22 protein-coding genes are annotated in these 15,875 nt (G+C 60.2%); 12 read left to right on the forward strand and 10 right to left on the reverse strand.

Annotation, left to right across the window (positions count from 1 at the left end; all coding sequences use genetic code 11):
- Window positions 1–44: 44 nt before the first annotated feature.
- The 4 genes from LIY45_RS19715 to LIY45_RS19730 form a co-directional block, all read right to left on the reverse strand.
- Window positions 45–947, reverse strand: coding sequence for an alpha/beta fold hydrolase (locus LIY45_RS19715; protein WP_017476031.1), 903 nt, complete (start codon window positions 945–947; stop codon window positions 45–47).
- Window positions 947–1,729: a class II aldolase/adducin family protein gene (locus LIY45_RS19720; RefSeq protein WP_017476030.1), complete on the reverse strand. Its 783-nt coding sequence runs from the start codon at window positions 1,727–1,729 to the stop codon at window positions 947–949. The genes LIY45_RS19715 and LIY45_RS19720 overlap by 1 nt, the downstream gene beginning before the upstream one ends.
- A 150-nt stretch (window positions 1,730–1,879) precedes the next feature.
- Window positions 1,880–2,566: an LrgB family protein gene (locus LIY45_RS19725; RefSeq protein WP_017476029.1), complete on the reverse strand. Its 687-nt coding sequence runs from the start codon at window positions 2,564–2,566 to the stop codon at window positions 1,880–1,882.
- Entirely contained in the window at window positions 2,556–2,942 is a 387-nt protein-coding gene (locus LIY45_RS19730; RefSeq protein WP_017476028.1) for a CidA/LrgA family protein, read from the reverse strand. Before LIY45_RS19730 ends, LIY45_RS19725 begins: the two co-directional genes overlap by 11 nt.
- Window positions 2,943–3,041: 99 nt before the next feature.
- On the opposite strand from LIY45_RS19730, the gene LIY45_RS19735 reads away from it, so the two are divergent.
- Window positions 3,042–3,938: a LysR family transcriptional regulator gene (locus tag LIY45_RS19735; RefSeq protein ID WP_017476027.1), complete on the forward strand. Its 897-nt coding sequence runs from the start codon at window positions 3,042–3,044 to the stop codon at window positions 3,936–3,938.
- On the opposite strand, the gene LIY45_RS19740 is transcribed toward LIY45_RS19735, so the two are convergent.
- The gene (locus LIY45_RS19740) at window positions 3,919–4,374 is read right to left on the reverse strand and encodes a flavodoxin (protein WP_003208486.1); all 456 of its coding nucleotides are present in this window, start codon (window positions 4,372–4,374) and stop codon (window positions 3,919–3,921) included. The genes LIY45_RS19735 and LIY45_RS19740 overlap by 20 nt on opposite strands.
- Before the next feature lie 113 nt (window positions 4,375–4,487).
- Between LIY45_RS19740 and LIY45_RS19745 the strand changes: the two genes are divergently transcribed.
- Entirely contained in the window at window positions 4,488–4,955 is a 468-nt protein-coding gene (locus tag LIY45_RS19745) for a PAS domain S-box protein (RefSeq protein WP_226477318.1), read from the forward strand.
- Between the two features lie 58 nt (window positions 4,956–5,013).
- A complete protein-coding gene (locus LIY45_RS19750; RefSeq protein ID WP_226477319.1) occupies window positions 5,014–5,619 on the forward strand; it encodes a hypothetical protein in 606 nt (201 codons plus the stop codon).
- Between the two features lie 2 nt (window positions 5,620–5,621).
- Here the strand turns inward: LIY45_RS19750 and LIY45_RS19755 are convergent, their stop codons facing one another.
- Window positions 5,622–6,569 carry a MerR family transcriptional regulator gene (locus LIY45_RS19755; protein WP_226477320.1) on the reverse strand — a complete coding sequence of 316 codons (948 nt, stop codon included), beginning with the start codon at window positions 6,567–6,569 and terminating at the stop codon, window positions 5,622–5,624.
- 224 nt (window positions 6,570–6,793) lie between these two features.
- Here LIY45_RS19755 and LIY45_RS19760 point away from each other — a divergent pair, with 224 nt between their 5' ends.
- The 6 genes from LIY45_RS19760 to LIY45_RS19785 are packed head-to-tail and all read left to right on the forward strand — an operon-like array spanning window position 6,794 to window position 9,728.
- Window positions 6,794–7,354 carry an antibiotic biosynthesis monooxygenase gene (locus LIY45_RS19760; RefSeq protein WP_226477321.1) on the forward strand — a complete coding sequence of 187 codons (561 nt, stop codon included), beginning with the start codon at window positions 6,794–6,796 and terminating at the stop codon, window positions 7,352–7,354.
- 57 nt (window positions 7,355–7,411) lie between these two features.
- Window positions 7,412–8,122, forward strand: a complete 711-nt coding sequence (gene folM, locus LIY45_RS19765; RefSeq protein WP_226477322.1) for a dihydromonapterin reductase — start codon at window positions 7,412–7,414, stop codon at window positions 8,120–8,122.
- A 20-nt stretch (window positions 8,123–8,142) separates the two neighbouring features.
- The gene (gene folE, locus LIY45_RS19770; RefSeq protein ID WP_017476020.1) at window positions 8,143–8,703 is read left to right on the forward strand and encodes a GTP cyclohydrolase I FolE; all 561 of its coding nucleotides are present in this window, start codon (window positions 8,143–8,145) and stop codon (window positions 8,701–8,703) included.
- Window positions 8,704–8,705: 2 nt separating this feature from the next.
- Window positions 8,706–9,077, forward strand: coding sequence for a dihydroneopterin triphosphate 2'-epimerase (folX, locus tag LIY45_RS19775; protein WP_003208474.1), 372 nt, complete (start codon window positions 8,706–8,708; stop codon window positions 9,075–9,077).
- 23 nt (window positions 9,078–9,100) lie between these two features.
- On the forward strand, window positions 9,101–9,397 hold the full coding sequence (locus LIY45_RS19780) for a DUF1244 domain-containing protein (RefSeq protein ID WP_008432302.1): 297 nt from the start codon (window positions 9,101–9,103) through the stop codon (window positions 9,395–9,397).
- On the forward strand, window positions 9,390–9,728 hold the full coding sequence (locus LIY45_RS19785; RefSeq protein ID WP_226477323.1) for a HopJ type III effector protein: 339 nt from the start codon (window positions 9,390–9,392) through the stop codon (window positions 9,726–9,728). Before LIY45_RS19780 ends, LIY45_RS19785 begins: the two co-directional genes overlap by 8 nt.
- 185 nt (window positions 9,729–9,913) lie before the next feature.
- Here the strand turns inward: LIY45_RS19785 and trxB are convergent, their stop codons facing one another.
- Window positions 9,914–10,876 (reverse strand): thioredoxin-disulfide reductase, encoded by a 963-nt coding sequence (gene trxB, locus LIY45_RS19790; protein ID WP_010176992.1) that lies wholly within the window; start codon window positions 10,874–10,876, stop codon window positions 9,914–9,916.
- A gap of 293 nt (window positions 10,877–11,169) precedes the next feature.
- Here trxB and cysZ point away from each other — a divergent pair, with 293 nt between their 5' ends.
- Window positions 11,170–11,925 carry a sulfate transporter CysZ gene (cysZ, locus tag LIY45_RS19795; RefSeq protein ID WP_017476016.1) on the forward strand — a complete coding sequence of 252 codons (756 nt, stop codon included), beginning with the start codon at window positions 11,170–11,172 and terminating at the stop codon, window positions 11,923–11,925.
- A gap of 64 nt (window positions 11,926–11,989) precedes the next feature.
- On the forward strand, window positions 11,990–13,192 hold the full coding sequence (locus tag LIY45_RS19800; RefSeq protein ID WP_226477324.1) for a glycosyltransferase family 1 protein: 1,203 nt from the start codon (window positions 11,990–11,992) through the stop codon (window positions 13,190–13,192).
- Here LIY45_RS19800 and LIY45_RS19805 read toward each other — a convergent pair.
- From LIY45_RS19805 to LIY45_RS19815, 3 genes are all read right to left on the reverse strand, one after another.
- Window positions 13,161–14,264: an NADH:flavin oxidoreductase gene (locus LIY45_RS19805; protein ID WP_017476014.1), complete on the reverse strand. Its 1,104-nt coding sequence runs from the start codon at window positions 14,262–14,264 to the stop codon at window positions 13,161–13,163. The genes LIY45_RS19800 and LIY45_RS19805 overlap by 32 nt on opposite strands.
- 196 nt (window positions 14,265–14,460) lie before the next feature.
- The gene (locus LIY45_RS19810; RefSeq protein ID WP_226477390.1) at window positions 14,461–14,943 is read right to left on the reverse strand and encodes a glutathione peroxidase; all 483 of its coding nucleotides are present in this window, start codon (window positions 14,941–14,943) and stop codon (window positions 14,461–14,463) included.
- Window positions 14,944–15,077: 134 nt separating this feature from the next.
- Window positions 15,078–15,563, reverse strand: a complete 486-nt coding sequence (locus LIY45_RS19815) for a peptidylprolyl isomerase (RefSeq protein ID WP_017476012.1) — start codon at window positions 15,561–15,563, stop codon at window positions 15,078–15,080.
- On the opposite strand from LIY45_RS19815, the gene LIY45_RS19820 reads away from it, so the two are divergent.
- On the forward strand, window positions 15,532–15,870 hold the full coding sequence (locus LIY45_RS19820; RefSeq protein ID WP_226477325.1) for a DUF3565 domain-containing protein: 339 nt from the start codon (window positions 15,532–15,534) through the stop codon (window positions 15,868–15,870). The two genes, LIY45_RS19815 and LIY45_RS19820, sit on opposite strands and share 32 nt — an antisense overlap.
- Window positions 15,871–15,875: the final 5 nt, after the last annotated feature.

A 15,875-nucleotide genomic window follows, 5' to 3' on the forward strand; every position in this document is an offset into this window, starting at 1 on the left:
CTAAGTGGCCGTTACCTAAATAACGGATATGTACTCAACCCCAATCAAGAATAAGCCACCCGAGAAGCCCCCACCCCAAGCCCCTCCCGAAACGCCAAATAATGCTTCAACACCTGCACCGGCGCCTCAATCTGCGGATAGTGCCCAATATTCGCCAGCAACACCGTATCCGCATGCGGCACCAGTTCACGATAGCGCTGAACCATATGCCCCCCAGAAATCGGATCAACCTCCCCATCGATCACCCGCAACGGCACCTCCCCCCGCTGCATCGCTGCCACCCAGCGGTCCCGCTGCCGCCGACGCTGAGGAATATACGCAATCAACTTGTGCAAAATCCGCGGCCCATCCTGGCTCTCGATCAAGCTCCAGAAATCATCCAGCGCACTTTCACTGGGCCGGGTCGAAGGCCCGAAAATCTGCCCGAAACTGTTGGCCAACGCATTACGCCCAAACGCCCGCCCGATCATCCATCCCAGCGGGCTCAGCAACAGCTTCTGCACCAACGCCGGACGGTGCGTCTCCGGAAACAACCCACCGTTGAGAAACACGCCACTGGCCATCTGAAAGCGCCCCTCGTAATGCCGCGCCAACAGCTCCTGCGCAACACTGTCACCGTAATCATGGGCCAGCACATGCACCGGCTGCTGCACCCAAAGATGCTCCAGCAAAGCCTGCTGCAAATCCGCCTGCTCCAGCAGGCAATAGGTGTGATCCAGCGGCTTGGCCGAATCGCCAAACCCCAACATGTCGCAGGCAATCACCTGATAGCGCTGGGCCAACGGCTGCCAGAGGTAATGCCAATCCCAACTGGCCGTGGGAAAACCATGAATCAGCAGCAACGGCTCGCCCTGCCCCGCCACCCAGTACCGAATGGTGCGGCCGCGAAACTCGAAGCTCTGGGCGCGCTGGCGCCAGATGCGCAGCGGGATCTCGGCAAGTGGCATCAGCTTTTATACCCGGGGTCGAGTGCATCCAGTTTGCGCAGCAACGCCGGCCACGCCAGCGCGCCGCCCATGCCTTGGGCGCTTTTGGTGACCCCGGCGATCATCGCCCGGGCACCGGCCAATATCTGTGGTGCAATCGTGATCAATTCTGCGCCACCGTTCTGCGCCATCACCTGGATATCGCAGGTGCGCTGGAAGATGAACATCATCAGGAACGTATCGGCGATGCTCCCACCACAAGTCAGCAAACCGTGGTTGTGCAGCATCAGGAAATTGTTTTCGCCAAGGTCAGCCTGCAAACGGGCTTTTTCCTCGTGGTTCAGCGCCACCCCTTCGTAGGCGTGGTAGGCCAGGCTGGCCAGCACAAACAAGGATTGCTGGCTGATGGGCAACACGCCTTGCTTCTGCGCGGAAACGGCGATGCCGGAAGCGGTGTGGGTGTGCAGCACGCAGACCACGTCGTGGCGAACTTCGTGTACCGCGCTGTGGATGGTATAGCCCGCCGGGTTGACCTCGTAGGGACTGTCCATCAGCTTGTTGCCGGCCTGGTCGACCTTCACCAGGCTCGACGCGGTGATCTCGTGGAACATCAGCCCATAAGGGTTGATCAGGAAGTCTTCGGTGCCCGGCACCTTGGCCGAGATATGGGTGAAGATCAGGTCATCCCAACCGTGCATCGCTACCAGCCGATAGCAGGCGGCGAGGTCGACGCGGGTCTGCCATTCGGCGGCGCTGACCTGATCTTTTACGCTGTGTGTCGATTGAACAGTGGCTAGGCTCACGGCAATGACCTCCTTGGCGCGTTTTCTTATTATTTTTTTGAGTGAAGGGCCAGTCTAGTCAGACGTCGAGGCTGCCGGAGTTGCATTGGCAGCCACCTTGATGACCGAACGGGTCAGTCCTGAGAATAGTTCGAATTTACTCAATGCGTGTCAGAGAAGCGACGCCAATAAAGGCGCGGCAAACAGGTTGAGCAACCCGGTCAGCACCATCACCAGGCCCGCCACCGAGCCCTCCTCGCCGCCCACTTCATGGGCCCGGCTGACACCCGCACCATGAGCGCCCACGCCGAACAGCGCACCACGAGCCAATGGCGTGCGCAACGGCAACCACTTGAGCAGTACACCGCCGAGCATGGCGCCGAACACGCCGGTGAACATCACGAATACGGCCGTCAGTTCCGGCACGCCACCCAAGTCGGATGACACCGGCATGGCGAACGGCGTGGTGATCGAACGGGGCACCAACGACATCGTCACCGAGCTGTCGAGAGCGAGGGCCTTGGCCAGGCCATACGAAGTGGCGATGGACGCTGCGCTGCCCGCTACCATCCCCAGCAACAACGCTGACCAATGGCGCATCAGTAGCTGGCGCTGTTGCCAGATCGGAATGGCGAACGCCACGGTCACCGGACCCAGCACCAGCATCAGCCAGTGGGTGTCGGTGGAATATTCGGCATAGGCGGTTTTCATCGGAACCGCCACCGCCAGTAACAATGCAGGCACCAGGATCAGCGGCGACAGCAGGTAACGCCCGGTGCGCCGGTAGATCCAGCGGCTGAATCCGTAGGCACCCAGGGTCAGCGCCAGCCAGAACATAGGCATCAGTTCAAGCTTCATGGCGCAACTTCCAGCGGCAGACGAATTCCACGGTAAACGCCGTCACCAGCATGACCGACAAGGTGCTGAAACCGATCACCAACAGGATCCTCCAGCCGTCGTGTTTTACCAGGCCGCCGTAGTCCAAGAGGCTCATCAACGCAGGAATGAAGAACAGCAGCATCTCCGCCATCAACACACCGGCGCCCAATTGCAAGGCTGCCGGCTTGACCAGGCCAGTGGCGAAGGTCAGCAGCAACAGGCCCAGGCCGACCACACCACCGGGAATAGGCCAGCTCAGCCAGGCCGCCAGTTGGCAGCCCAGAAAGTAAATGGCCAGCAGGATGATCAGTTCAGCCAGCAACCGACCGACGAATTTGAAGGTTAAACGTTTCATGAGCTTTGGGTCCTCCCAGGGCGCCCATTTTAAAGAGGCCCCTGGCATCCCCACAGCGAATTGTTAGACTGCAATCTATTCCAAACTGGAATCAGGCGAATGGAATTCAAACAGCTGCGCAGTTTTGTCGAAGTGATCCACCGGGGCGGTTTTACCCAAGCCGGCAAAACCCTGCACATCAGCCAATCCGCGGTCAGCAAGCAGGTAGCACAACTGGAGCAAAGCCTGGGCACGCCGCTGCTGGATCGCCTGGGTTCGCAGATTCGCCTCACGGCGGCTGGCCAAGTGGTGTTGCAGCGGGCAGAGGCAATGCTGCGCCAGCAAGCCGAGCTGCTCAGTGAACTGGACGACTTGAATCAACTGACCCGTGGCGAACTGCGCATGGGCTTGCCGCAGCTGGGCGGTGACACGCTGTTTGCCGGCTTGTTTGCCGAGTACCGACGGCGTTATCCGAATGTCACCATTCAGTTGCTGGAAGGCGGCAGCCGCAGTATCGAGCAGGCGATTTTGAGTGGAGAACTGGAGGTGGGCGGCAGCCTGATGCCCAACGATCCGGCATTCGCCTGGCAGGCATTCTGCGATGAGCCACTGGACGCCCTGCTGCCCATGGACCATCCGTTGGCCGATAACGCGCAGATCCGCCTGGAAGAACTGGCTGATACGCCGTTCCTGATGTACCAGAGAAGTTTTGTGTTGAACGACCGCCTGCTCCAGGCCTGTCAGCAACTGGGCTTTACCCCGAAAGAAAGCGGGCGCAGCGGCCAGGCGGATTTCCTCGCGGCCCTGGTGGCCGCCGGCCAAGGCGTGGTGTTGCTGCCCAGCGTAGTAGCCCGGGGCCTGGTGCGACCCGGGGTGGTGCGCCTGACGCTCAAGGCGCCGGAATACCTGCGCTGGGACATTGCCTTTATCTGGCGTGAGGGCGCCTATCTGTCGAAAGCCGCCCAGGCCTGGCTGGCGTTGTTGCGCGAGTTTCCGGTCAACCGCGCAGTGCAGTAACCAACTCGGCCAGCCACGGCTCGGCGTCGGCTTCCGGGGTCACGCTTTCGCTGGCGTCCAGGCGCAGCATCGGCAGCACTTCGTGCACGCCCAACTCGGCAAACAGCTCGCGCATTTGCTCGCCGCCGCCGCAGAAGGTGTCGCCATAACTGGCGTCGCCCAGGCCGATCACCGCGCCCGGCAGGCCGCGCCAGGCGGCCGGCAGTTGGTCGCGAATGGTCGAATACAGCGGTTGCAGGTTATCGGGCAATTCGCCCATGCCGGTGGTGGAGGTCACGGCTAAAAAGGCCTCGGGGGCAAAACCCTGCACATCGGCCAGGGTGGCGCGCGGGTTGTGCCAGGCGTCGAAACCCGCAGCGTTAAGGATGCTTGCAGCGTGCCGGGCGACTTCTTCAGCCGTGCCGTACACCGAGCCGGAAAGGATGGCGACTTTCATCAATCTGATCCTGTAGCTGACTAAAAGCCTGGGATATTAACAGCTAGGGCAAGTGGACAGGCTGCTGGCATGCCTTAAACTGCAAATCCCCGAGCCAAGCCCTGGACCGCTCAATGATTAACGCCAAGCTGATGCAACTGGTGATCAACGCTTCCAACGACGGCATCGTTATCGCCGAGCGCGAAGGCAAGGATATGCCACTGATTTACGTAAACCCGGCGTTCGAGCGCATGACCGGCTACACCCTCGACGAAATCCTCTATCAGGATTGCCGCTTCCTGCAATCGGGTGACCGTGACCAGCAGGCGCTGACGGCAATTCGCGAAGCCTTGGAGAGTGGCGGCTCCTGTCGGGAAATCCTGCGCAATTTCCGCAAGGACGGCACGCATTTCTGGAACGAGCTGTCGTTATCGACGGTTTACAACCCGGCCGACAAGCAGACTTACGTTGTCGGCGTGCAGAAGGATGTGACCGTTCAGGTCAAGGCCCAGCAGCGTGTCGCGCAACTGGAAGCCCAATTGGCGGACCTCAAGGCGCAGCTTGCGGCACTCAAGACGACGAGCGGATCTAACAAAAACTAGAAAACGCGGTCTTTAGAGAGATAATGGCGTTTTAATACCTCTTCTTTGAGCAAGATCAATGCAACGCGACGCGCTTCTGACGCAGGACGAGCTGGATTTTATTCAGACCATGCACCACAACCCGCAACTCAACGTGCGGGATGCGTCGTCGAGCCTGACGGTCAACGGCGGTGCGCAGATTCGTGATTTGCTCACCCGACTGGCCGCCCATGACCATGTCACCCTTCAGGCACAATTCGATAACCAGCAAATGACCTTTCCGCTGCAATTGGTGGAAGACGAGTTTCATGCCGTGCATTTGCGCCTGGGTGTACCAAGTATTTTCGAAGACGGGCCGATGATTCGCCCGTGGCGCCTGGCGCTTGAAGAGCCAGTGCCGTTGGAAAATATCAAGGGCCAGCCGGGTGCACTCTGGGTGCATGAGGTGTCGTTCAAAGGGTTGCTGGTGGAAATTCGCGGGCGGATCAAGGCGCCAAAAACCTTTTCCCTGTGGTTCAGTCCGTCCGGGTACGAGCGCATCTCGGTGCGGGGCACCCTGGAGCGGGAAACGTCCCGTGGGTTGTTCGCCTATCGCCTAAACCAGAGTGATGTGGATGAAACCGAGCGCCTGCGCCAGTTTATCCTGCAGCAACACCGCCTGTTCCACCCCGAAGTCCACACCTGAAGTCAGGTATCCAGGCTGCCGCGCAGAAACTGCTGCAAGCGGCGCTGCATCAATCGCCCTTCATTACCCAGGCAGCCGACGGGCGAACCCTTCAGTTGCTCCTGGGCCAATTCCGCCGCATCGCCGGCCAGCAAAAGCGGGCAATCGATGGTCAAGGCCAGCCGCTCGAGGCGCCGGGGCAACTCACTGGTGGGCGAGTGATTGGAGAACACCACAAGGGCTTGTGGCTTGGTTTTTTCACAGATAAGCGTCAATTCATCGATCGGTTGGCCCACGCTCAGGACCTTGACCGCCAACTCGTCGCTGCTCAGCAGCAAACCCGCGACCAACAGTTCAAGCTCTCGGCATTCTCCGGCGATCGCGGCCAGTAGTACCCGGGGCGCCGGGGATGCGCAGCCTATTTGCAGGCGTTTCCAGGTACGGCTGCGCAAGAATCCATCAAAAAACAGCCATTCGCTGGTTTGGCCAAAGAGTCCCTGGTGACGCAGTAACTGCTGCCAGAGGGGCATCAGGATGTCCTGGAAAACCACCGCGACCGGGTAAGCCGCGAAAATCTGGCCATACAACCGGTCCAGTTGCCGGTCGTCGAAGGCACCGATGGCCGTTCGCAATTGCTGCTGCCACTGGCTCCATTCATGCTCAGCGCCTGCTGGCGTAACCGCCGCAACAGCGGCTTGCTGATCATCCCGGGCGAGGATTTTCCCGACTTTGCTCACTGCCACGCCACGCTCGATCCAATCGAGAATGCGATGAACGGTCTCTATATCGGTGCGTGAATACAGGCGATGCCCGCTTTCGGTGCGAACCGGCTGGATCAGCCCATAACGACGCTCCCAGGCACGCAGGGTGACAGGGTTGATGCCTGTCAATCTGGCCACTTCACGAATCGGGAACAGCTCATCGGAATCGGCAGAGTTGCCAAGGGCGATATCGGGGCATGGAGCAGTCATTACAGACATCAGGGCACTAATATACTGTGAGGAACTTGGATCCCATTTAACGCCGATACGACTGTCCGTTTCAAGGTCTTAGGCCAGCCGACCAATGTCGCTGGTGTATTTCTTCAAAACAGGAATAATCCTTGCCTGTTTTTTCAACGTGGCTGCTTACCCCGCAGCTTCGTTCGTGCGCCACCTACCCGGTTCAGCGCACCCGATCCTTATGGAGATACACAATGTCTACCTCCCCCGTCACCCTGATGGTTGCGCGCCGCGTGGCCAAGGGTCGTTACGAAGAGTTGATGGCCTGGCTGCGCGAAGGCGAGCAATTGGCCACGGACTTTCCCGGTTACCTGGGCTCCGGCGTGCTTGCACCGCCGCCCAACGATGATGAGTTCCAGATTATTTTCCGCTTCGCCGACGAAAAAACCCTGCATGCCTGGGAGTTTTCCGCATCCCGTGGTGCATGGCTCGGGCGCGGCAGTGAGCTGTTTGCGGCGCCGTCGGAGCATCGCGTACGCGGTATCGACGGCTGGTTTGGTGCCGCCGCCGCACGTCCGCCGCGCTGGAAGCAGGCCGTGGCCATCTGGCTGGCGTTTTTCCCGGTGTCGCTGCTGTTCAACTTCGGCCTTGAGCCGCTGCTCAGCGAGTTGGGCTTGTTGAGCCGTGTGCTCGTCAGCACCCTCGCGCTGACGCCGCTGATGGTTTACTTCTTTATCCCGTTGTCGACCCACCTGCTGGCCGGCTGGCTGCATCCAGCCCCGGTTCGGGTAAAGGCCAGCGAAGCCACCGTTTGAGTACAAGGGAGGCCGCGCGCTGGTATAGTTTTAACCTGCCAGCGACGCGAGCTTCCCATGTCTTCAACTCCCGCCCCGATCCTGATCACCGGTGCCGGCCAGCGTGTCGGCCTGCATTGCGCCCTGCGCCTGCTGGACGAAGGGCAGCCGGTGATTTTCAGTTACCGCAGCGAACGTCCCGGCGTGCAGACCCTGCGCGAGCGCGGTGCGATTGGCGTGTTTGCCGACTTTTCCTGCGAAGCGGGCATTCTCGCCTTCATCGACGAGCTTAAGGCACACACCCAGAGCCTGCGAGCGATCATCCACAATGCGTCGGCCTGGGAGGCGGAAACGCCCGGCGACGAGAGCCGCGCGTTTGCCGACATGTTCAGTGTGCACATGCTTGCGCCGTACCTGATCAACCTGCATTGTGCTTACCTGCTGCAACGCTCCACGCCTGCGGATATCGTGCACATCAGCGATGACGTGACCCGCAAGGGCAGCCGCCAGCACATTGCCTACTGCGCCACCAAGGCCGGGCTCGACAGCCTGACCTTATCGTTTGCCGCACAACTTGCACCAACGATCAAGGTGAACGGCATTGCCCCGGCAATGGTGATGTTCAACGAGGACGACGACGCGGCCTACCGCGCCAAGGTCCTGGCCAAGGCGGCACTGGGCATCGAACCCGGCCCCGAGGTGATTTACCAGAGCGTGCGTTACCTGCTGGATAACCCGTATGTCACCGGTACCACCCTGACCGTCAACGGCGGGCGGCATATCAAGTAAGCCGTTTGCGAGGATGTTGTATGACCTTATCCCTGCCCCACCACTACCGCGAGATCCTCAAGGGCCTGGGTGAAGACCCCGAGCGCGAAGGTTTGATCGACACGCCAAAGCGCGCTGCCAAAGCCATGCAGTATTTGTGTCATGGGTACGAGCAGAACCTGGAGGAAATCGTCAACGGTGCGCTGTTCGCTTCCGACAACGACGAGATGGTGATCCTCAAGGACATCGAGCTGTATTCGTTGTGCGAGCATCACCTGCTGCCCTTTATCGGCAAGGCTCATGTGGCCTATATTCCGACCGGCAAGGTCCTTGGCCTGTCGAAGCTGGCGCGCATCGTCGACATGTTCGCCCGGCGCCTGCAGATTCAGGAGAACCTCACGCGGGAAATCGCCGACGCCATCCAGCAAGTCACCCAGGCATCCGGTGTGGCGGTGGTGATCGAAGCCAAGCACATGTGCATGATGATGCGCGGTGTCGAAAAACAGAATTCCACCATGAACACCTCGGTGATGCTCGGCGCCTTCCGCGAGTCGAACACCACGCGCATGGAGTTCCTGCAACTGATTGGACGGAGCAAGTAGCAATGCCACAACTTCAGCCAGGCATGGCGCGCATCCGGGTCAAAGACCTGTGCCTGCGCACGTTTATCGGAATCAACGAGGATGAAATCCTCAACAAGCAGGATGTGTTGATCAACCTGACCATCCTGTATGCCGCCCAGGAAGCCGTACGCGACAACGACATCGACCACGCGCTGAACTACCGCACCATCACCAAGGCGATCATCGCCCATGTGGAAGGCAACCGCTTTGCCCTGCTGGAGCGCCTGACCCAGGAGATCCTCGACCTGGTGATGAGCAATACGTCGGTGCTGTACGCCGAAGTCGAAGTCGACAAACCCCATGCGTTGCGTTTTGCCGAATCGGTGTCGATCACCCTGGCGGCCAGTCGCTAACCCTTACCTTTGCAGTGAGTACCATGAACGATCAACAACGCCTCGAACTCGAAGCCGCCGCCTTCCGCCGGCTGGTGGCCCACCTGGACAGCCGCAAGGATGTGCAGAACATCGACCTGATGAACCTCTCGGGCTTCTGCCGCAACTGCTTGTCCAAGTGGTACAAGGCCGAGGCCGACGAGCGCCAGATCGAGCTGAGCCTCGATGACGCCCGTGAAGTGGTGTACGGCATGCCGTACGCCGAGTGGAAAGCCCAATACCAGCAAGAAGCCAGTGCCGAACAGCAAGCGGCATTCGCCAAAGGAAAAACCCATGACTGACCTGAACACCCTGCGCGCCAGCCTCACCAGCGGCGAACATGTTTTTGCCGATACCCTGGCGTTTGTTGCCTCCGGTTACGACTACCAGCCCCAAGCGTTCACCAATGGCAGCGTGGAAAACGCCGCCGGGCAGAACGAAGGTTCGTGCAAGACCCTGGGCCTGGCGTTGCTGGAAGGCTTTAGCGACCAGGAAGCGCTGTTGGCGTTTGGCGAGCATTACCGTTCGGTGCTGGCCACGCCTGAGGGCAGTGACCATGGCAACATTCGCGCGCTGATCGAACATGGATTGGCCGGGGTGAAGTTCACTCAGCAGCCATTGACGCGCCGCTGATTCAATTTGAACCCGGTCAATGTGGGAGCCGGGCTTGCCCGCGATGGCGGTGGTGACTGATACACCGCCATCGCAGGCAAGCCAGCTCCCACAGTGATTGGGTTACCAAGTTGAGATAGCGCTGAATCATCAAATCCCGCGCATAAAAAAACCGGCCTCGCAGCCGGTTTTTCTGTTTCAGCGGTTTAGAACGCAGCGTCCTTCAAACCGTCGAGGTAACGCTCGGCATCCAGTGCCGCCATGCAGCCGGCGCCGGCGGAGGTGATCGCCTGGCGGTAGACGTGGTCGGCCACGTCACCGGCAGCGAAGATGCCTTCGATGTTGGTGGCAGTCGCATTGCCTTCACGGCCGCCCTGCACGATCAGGTAACCGTCTTTGGCATCCAGCACGCCTTCGAACAACGAGGTGTTCGGGGTGTGGCCGATGGCGATGAACACGCCGTCGACTTTCAGTTCGTCGAAGCTGCCGTCGTTGTTCTTCAGGCGAGCACCGGTCACGCCCATGTTGTCGCCCAGGACTTCGTCCAGGGTGGCATTGAGCTTGAGGATGATCTTGCCTTCGGCAACGCGGGCATGCAGCTTGTCGATCAGGATCTTCTCGGCGCGGAAGGTCTCGCGGCGGTGAACCAGGGTCACGGTGCTGGCGATGTTGGCCAGGTACAGCGCCTCTTCCACTGCAGTGTTGCCGCCACCGACCACAGCGACCGGCTTGTTGCGGTAGAAGAAGCCGTCACAGGTCGCACAGGCGGAAACGCCCTTGCCCATGAACGCTTCTTCCGACGGCAGGCCCAGGTAACGAGCGCTGGCGCCGGTGGCGATGATCAGCGCGTCACAGGTGTACACGCCGCTGTCGCCGGTCAGGCTGTAAGGCTTCTTGGAGAAATCGACCTTGTTGATGTGATCGAACACGATTTCGGTTTCGAAACGCTCGGCGTGTTCTTTCATGCGTTCCATCAGTACCGGGCCGGTCAGGCCGTGGACGTCGCCCGGCCAGTTGTCGACTTCGGTGGTGGTGGTCAACTGACCGCCCGCTTGCATGCCGGTGATCAGCAGCGGCTTGAGGTTGGCCCGGGCAGCGTAGACGGCAGCGCTGTAACCGGCAGGGCCGGAACCGAGAATAATCACTCGCGAATGACGGGTATCAGACATGACTCACTCCTATCGACCGCCCGGACTACAGAACGGCTGGAATAAAAAAGGACCGCGAAGCACTTGGGGAAGGCTTTAACTCGCAGATCCTGAAAATAATGGGTGCAGCGTATAGAGGGAGGCAAGATTAAGGAAATACGGAATAACAATCCAGCTCATAGGTGGTCTCTATCCCGTGCCCTCTATTAATCGACACCTTTGTTACCGTTAATGTCGCGAGGCGGGCCGTGCTTTCCCGGTACTCCCAAAGCCGGTAAGGTCGGCGCGTTCGCCCCCATTGCCCGGAGTTATCCATGCCCGCCCCCGTTCTTTCAGGCCCACAATACCTGCGCGAAGGCCTCAAACTGGTACTCAGCCCCGGCTTGCGCCTGTTCGTGCTGCTGCCGCTGGCGATCAACCTGATCCTGTTCGTCGGACTGATCTACTTCGCTGGCCATCAGTTCAGCCTGTGGGTCGACACACTCATGCCGACATTGCCGAGCTGGCTGAGCTTCCTCAATTACCTGTTGTGGCCTTTATTCGTGGTGCTGGTGGTGCTGATGGTGTTTTTCACCTTCACCATGCTCGCCAACATCATCGCCGCGCCTTTCAATGGCTTCCTGTCGGAAAAGGTCGAAGTGGTGGTGCGCGGTACCGATGACTTCCCGGCGTTCAGTTGGGGCGAGCTGGCGGCCATGGTCCCGCGCACCCTGGCCCGAGAGATGCGCAAACTGGGTTACTTCCTGCCCCGGGCCATCGGCCTGTTTATCCTGTCGTTCATTCCGGTGGTCAACCTGGTGGCTGCGCCGCTGTGGCTGCTGTTCGGCGTGTGGATGATGGCGATCCAGTACATCGACTACCCGGCGGACAACCACAAGCTGGGCTGGAACGAAATGCTCGCCTGGCTGCGCCAGAAGCGCTGGCAGAGCATGAGTTTTGGCGGGATCGTTTACCTGGTGCTGCTGGTGCCGGTGGTGAACCTGCTGATGATGCCGGCGGCAGTCGCTGGGGCGACGTTGTTCTGGGTGCGTGAACAGGGCGCCGAGGCCATGGCCGTTAAAAAGGCCTGAGCCGTCACAAATCCATCATCCAAAAGACACAATGACGACATGGCCCACGCCGAGACTGTGGGTCATGACGACAGCTTCGCTCCACATCACCCTGATCACCGAAACCTTCCCGCCTGAGATCAACGGGGTGGCCAATACCCTTGGCCGCCTGTGTGACGGTTTGCGCGCACGCGGGCATCAAGTTGAATTGGTTCGCCCGCGCCAAGGCAGCGACCAGAGCCGGCCCAGTGACGATGGCCTGATGCTGTGCCGCGGCTGGCCGTTGCCGGGTTATCCGGGGCTGCAATGGGGCCAGTCGTCGATGCACAAATTGCTGCGGCGCTGGACCCGCCAGCGCCCGGATGTGCTGTATATCGCCACTGAAGGGCCGCTGGGCTTGTCGGCGTTACGTGCGGCGCGGCGCCTGGGGATCAGCGTGGTGAGTGGCTTCCATACCAATTTCCAGCAGTACTCCAACCAGTACGGCCTGGGTATGTTGAGCCGGATGCTGACCCACTATCTGCGCTGGTTCCATAACCGCTCGACCTTGACCCTGGTGCCCAGCGCCAGCCAGCGCCTGGAGCTGGAGCGCCGCCATTTCGAGCGCCTGGGCATGCTCGCCCGCGGTGTCGACAGCCAGCTGTTTCATCCGGCCAAGCGCGACAATGCGCTGCGTGAAAGCTGGGCATTGAACAGTGACCAGATCGCGGTGCTGCATGTGGGCCGTCTGGCCCAGGAGAAAAACCTCGGGCTGCTCAAGCGCTGCTTTGAAACGCTGCAGGACACCTATCCACTGCGCCAGATGAGACTGATCATCGTCGGCGATGGGCCACAACGGGCGATGCTGGAAAAGGAACTGCCGGAGGCGATTTTCTGCGGCACCCTGCGCGGAGAAGAACTGGCCCGGCACTATGCGTCCGGGGATCTGTTCCTGTTTCCCAGCCTCACTGAAACCTTCGGCAACGTGGTGCTGGAAGCCATGGCTTCAGGGTTGGGTGTAGTGGCATACGACCAGGCGGCCGCAACCCAGCATATTCGCCATGGCTACAGCGGTGTGCTGGCGATGCCGGGGGATGAGGAGGCGTTTTGCGATGCCGCTAATTGGCTGCTGGAAGAGCGGGAAAGTCTAAGGCGGGTGCGGCTCAATGCCCGGCAACACGCCAGCCGTCAGGGTTGGCCAGCGATTATCGAGCAGTTTGAGCGGCAGTTACGCGGAGTATGCGAGGACGAGCAACCGGTGCCCGCCCTGTCGCCCCTTACACCAACGTCGTCAACGCCTCACGACTGAACGGCAGGATATCGCCTTCACGGCCTTCGCGAACCTTCAGTGCCCAATCCGGATCCACCAGCAGTGCGCGGCCGACGGCGACCAGGTCGAACTCGTCGTTGTTCAGGCGCTGCAGCAGGTTTTCCAGGCTGGCCGGTTGCGCGACCTTGTCGGTGTTGACCATGAACTGCAGGAACTCGCCGTCCAGGCCGACGCTGCCCACGGTGATGGTTGGCTTGCCGGTGAGCTTGCGGGTCCAGCCGGCCAGGTTCAGCTCGGAGCCTTCGAATTCCGGCTCCCAGAAACGGCGAGTGGAGCAGTGGAAAATATCCACGCCGGCGTCAGACAGCGGCTTGAGGAACTCACCCAGCGCTTCCGGGGTTTGCACCAGGCGCGCGGTGTAGTCCTGCTGCTTCCACTGGGAGAAGCGCAAGATGATCGGGAAGTCCGGGCCCACGGCGGCGCGGATGGCCTGGATCAATTCGATGGCGAAACGCGAACGGTTGGCGAGGCTGCCGCCGTATTCGTCGGTGCGCTGGTTGGTGCCTTCCCAGAAGAACTGGTCCACCAGGTAGCCATGAGCGCCGTGGATTTCCACGCCATCCATGCCGATGCTCTGGGCATCCTTGGCGGCTTGGGCGAACGCGGCGATCACGTCCTTGATGTCTTGCACGGTCATACCATGGACGACGACGTTGCCGTCCTTGAGTTTTTCAGTCGGACCATAGGCCGGCACGCTGGCATCCGGCTCGGTGCCGATGCGTCGTACGCTGCCCACATGCCACAGTTGCGGGACGATCTTGCCGCCTTCGGCGTGTACCGCGTCGACCACTTTCTTCCAGCCGGCCAGGGCCGCCTCACCGTAGAAATGCGGGACGTTCGGGTAGCCATTGGACGCCGGGTGACCGACCACGGTGCCTTCGGTGATGATCAGGCCCACACCCGCAGCGGCGCGGCGGCGGTAGTACTCGATGACTTTGGCGTTAGGCACGCCGCCCGGGGAGAACGAACGGGTCATCGGCGCCATGACTACGCGGGTCGGCAGTTGCAGTGCGCCGAGCTGGAACGGTTTGAACAAGGCTTGGACAGGCATGGGAGCACTCCATCAGAAAGGAATTTATGATGTGGATAATATGGAGTGGGCAGCGTGTTGGGTAGCACTATTGATTGGGGTGATTAAGGGGTAAAAGCGGGAGGGCATGGGGCTGCTTCGCAGCCCAGCGGGAGCAAGCTCCCTCGCCACAGCAAGCTCCCTTGCCACGGAAGCTCGCTCGATAATGCTGAAAGTATCAGCTCAAGGCTTTTTCGATCGCCTGAATAATGGAGGGGTCATCAGGCGGTGTACGCGGCGAGAAACGCGCCAGGACCCGACCATCCTTACCCAGCAGGAATTTTTCGAAGTTCCAGGTGATGTCCCCGGGAAACTCGGCGCCCTCGCCCGCCAGCAATCGATACAGCTGGTGGCGATCGTGGCCGTTCACCTCGAGCTTGCTGCCCAGAGGAAAGGTCACGCCGTAATTGAGGCTGCAAAATTCCTGGATTTCTTCTTCAGTGCCCGGCTCCTGCCCGGCAAATTGATTGCACGGCAGCCCGAGTACGGTGAAACCCTGGCTTTTGTATTGCTGATAGAGGTTTTCCAGCGCGGCGTACTGTGGTGTCAAACCACATTTGGAGGCGACGTTGACCACCAGCACGACTTGCCCCTTGAAGGGCGCCAGAGGCAGCTCCTGACCATCCAGGGCTTTGAGTTTAAGGTCGTGGAAAGCACTCATGACGAACTCCAGATATCCCATGTTCTTGTAACGGCCACTCGAGATTACAGCCGCCAAGTCGGCAAGAATAGCCGCCAAATGAAAAAGGCGCCCGAAGGCGCCTTTTTCCAACTGACAGAGCGTCGCTCAATCAATCAATGGTGGTGACCACCTTCGCCGTGCACGTGGCCGTGAGCCACTTCTTCCTGGGAAGCGTCACGGATAGCGACGATCTTCACCTGGAAGTTCAGGCGCTGGCCTGCCAGCGGGTGGTTGCCGTCGACGGTCACGTCGTCGCCGTCCAGGTCACGGATGGTGACGATCTGCATCTGGCCGTCCGGAGCGGAAGCGTGGAACTGCATGCCCACTTCCAGCTCGTCGACGCCTTCGAACATGCTGCGGCTCAGGGTGCTGACCAGTTCGGCAGAGTATTCGCCGTAGGCATCTTCAGGTTCTACGGCAACGGTCAGTTCGTCACCGACCTCTTTGCCTTCCAGGGCCTTTTCCAGGCCCGGGATGATGTTACCTGCACCTTGCAGGTAGACCAGCGGCGCGCCGCCGGCAGAACTGTCGATGACCTCACCAGCGTCGTTGGTCAGGGTATAGTCAATGGAGACAGCCTTATTGGCGGCGATCGGCATGGGGCGAGACCTTTTGCAGAAGAATGAAGAACGGACAAGTCTAAACAAGGATTTGCCCGAAAGCGAACACAACCCGGACGGACGGGGTCGAACAACTGACCCGACGGTCGTCGGATTTCACCAGGACGAAGACCGGCACTGGGTCGTCGAGCTTTCCTGCGGCCACACCCAGCACCTGCGTCACCAGCCGCCCTGGCAATGCCGGGCCTGGGTCACGGACCCGGCGCAACGCCTTGAAAAAATAGACAAGCCCTTTACGTGCGGCTGGTGTGCGCAAGGCTCAGATAAAGATAACCTTGGCACCTGATTCCC

The sequence above is a fragment of the Pseudomonas sp. MWU16-30323 genome, from assembly GCF_020515595.1.
In the GTDB taxonomy this organism is placed as follows: domain Bacteria; phylum Pseudomonadota; class Gammaproteobacteria; order Pseudomonadales; family Pseudomonadaceae; genus Aquipseudomonas; species Aquipseudomonas yamanorum.

Bases quoted from the DNA above. Each gene is read 5' to 3' on its own strand.
- LIY45_RS19715 (WP_017476031.1), bottom strand. From the start codon at position 947: ATGCCACTTGCCGAGATCCCGCTGCGCATCTGGCGCCAGCGCGCCCAG.
- LIY45_RS19725 (WP_017476029.1), bottom strand. From the start codon at position 2,566: ATGAAGCTTGAACTGATGCCTATGTTCTGGCTGGCGCTGACCCTGGGT.
- LIY45_RS19730 (WP_017476028.1), bottom strand. From the start codon at position 2,942: ATGAAACGTTTAACCTTCAAATTCGTCGGTCGGTTGCTGGCTGAACTG.
- LIY45_RS19735 (WP_017476027.1), top strand. From the start codon at position 3,042: ATGGAATTCAAACAGCTGCGCAGTTTTGTCGAAGTGATCCACCGGGGC.
- LIY45_RS19740 (WP_003208486.1), bottom strand. From the start codon at position 4,374: ATGAAAGTCGCCATCCTTTCCGGCTCGGTGTACGGCACGGCTGAAGAA.
- LIY45_RS19745 (WP_226477318.1), top strand. From the start codon at position 4,488: ATGATTAACGCCAAGCTGATGCAACTGGTGATCAACGCTTCCAACGAC.
- LIY45_RS19750 (WP_226477319.1), top strand. From the start codon at position 5,014: ATGCAACGCGACGCGCTTCTGACGCAGGACGAGCTGGATTTTATTCAG.
- LIY45_RS19755 (WP_226477320.1), bottom strand. From the start codon at position 6,569: ATGACTGCTCCATGCCCCGATATCGCCCTTGGCAACTCTGCCGATTCC.
- LIY45_RS19760 (WP_226477321.1), top strand. From the start codon at position 6,794: ATGTCTACCTCCCCCGTCACCCTGATGGTTGCGCGCCGCGTGGCCAAG.
- folM (WP_226477322.1), top strand. From the start codon at position 7,412: ATGTCTTCAACTCCCGCCCCGATCCTGATCACCGGTGCCGGCCAGCGT.
- folE (WP_017476020.1), top strand. From the start codon at position 8,143: ATGACCTTATCCCTGCCCCACCACTACCGCGAGATCCTCAAGGGCCTG.
- folX (WP_003208474.1), top strand. From the start codon at position 8,706: ATGCCACAACTTCAGCCAGGCATGGCGCGCATCCGGGTCAAAGACCTG.
- LIY45_RS19780 (WP_008432302.1), top strand. From the start codon at position 9,101: ATGAACGATCAACAACGCCTCGAACTCGAAGCCGCCGCCTTCCGCCGG.
- LIY45_RS19785 (WP_226477323.1), top strand. From the start codon at position 9,390: ATGACTGACCTGAACACCCTGCGCGCCAGCCTCACCAGCGGCGAACAT.
- trxB (WP_010176992.1), bottom strand. From the start codon at position 10,876: ATGTCTGATACCCGTCATTCGCGAGTGATTATTCTCGGTTCCGGCCCT.
- cysZ (WP_017476016.1), top strand. From the start codon at position 11,170: ATGCCCGCCCCCGTTCTTTCAGGCCCACAATACCTGCGCGAAGGCCTC.
- LIY45_RS19800 (WP_226477324.1), top strand. From the start codon at position 11,990: ATGACGACAGCTTCGCTCCACATCACCCTGATCACCGAAACCTTCCCG.
- LIY45_RS19805 (WP_017476014.1), bottom strand. From the start codon at position 14,264: ATGCCTGTCCAAGCCTTGTTCAAACCGTTCCAGCTCGGCGCACTGCAA.
- LIY45_RS19810 (WP_226477390.1), bottom strand. From the start codon at position 14,943: ATGAGTGCTTTCCACGACCTTAAACTCAAAGCCCTGGATGGTCAGGAG.
- LIY45_RS19820 (WP_226477325.1), top strand. From the start codon at position 15,532: ATGGAGACAGCCTTATTGGCGGCGATCGGCATGGGGCGAGACCTTTTG.
- LIY45_RS19815 (WP_017476012.1), bottom strand. From the start codon at position 15,563: ATGCCGATCGCCGCCAATAAGGCTGTCTCCATTGACTATACCCTGACC.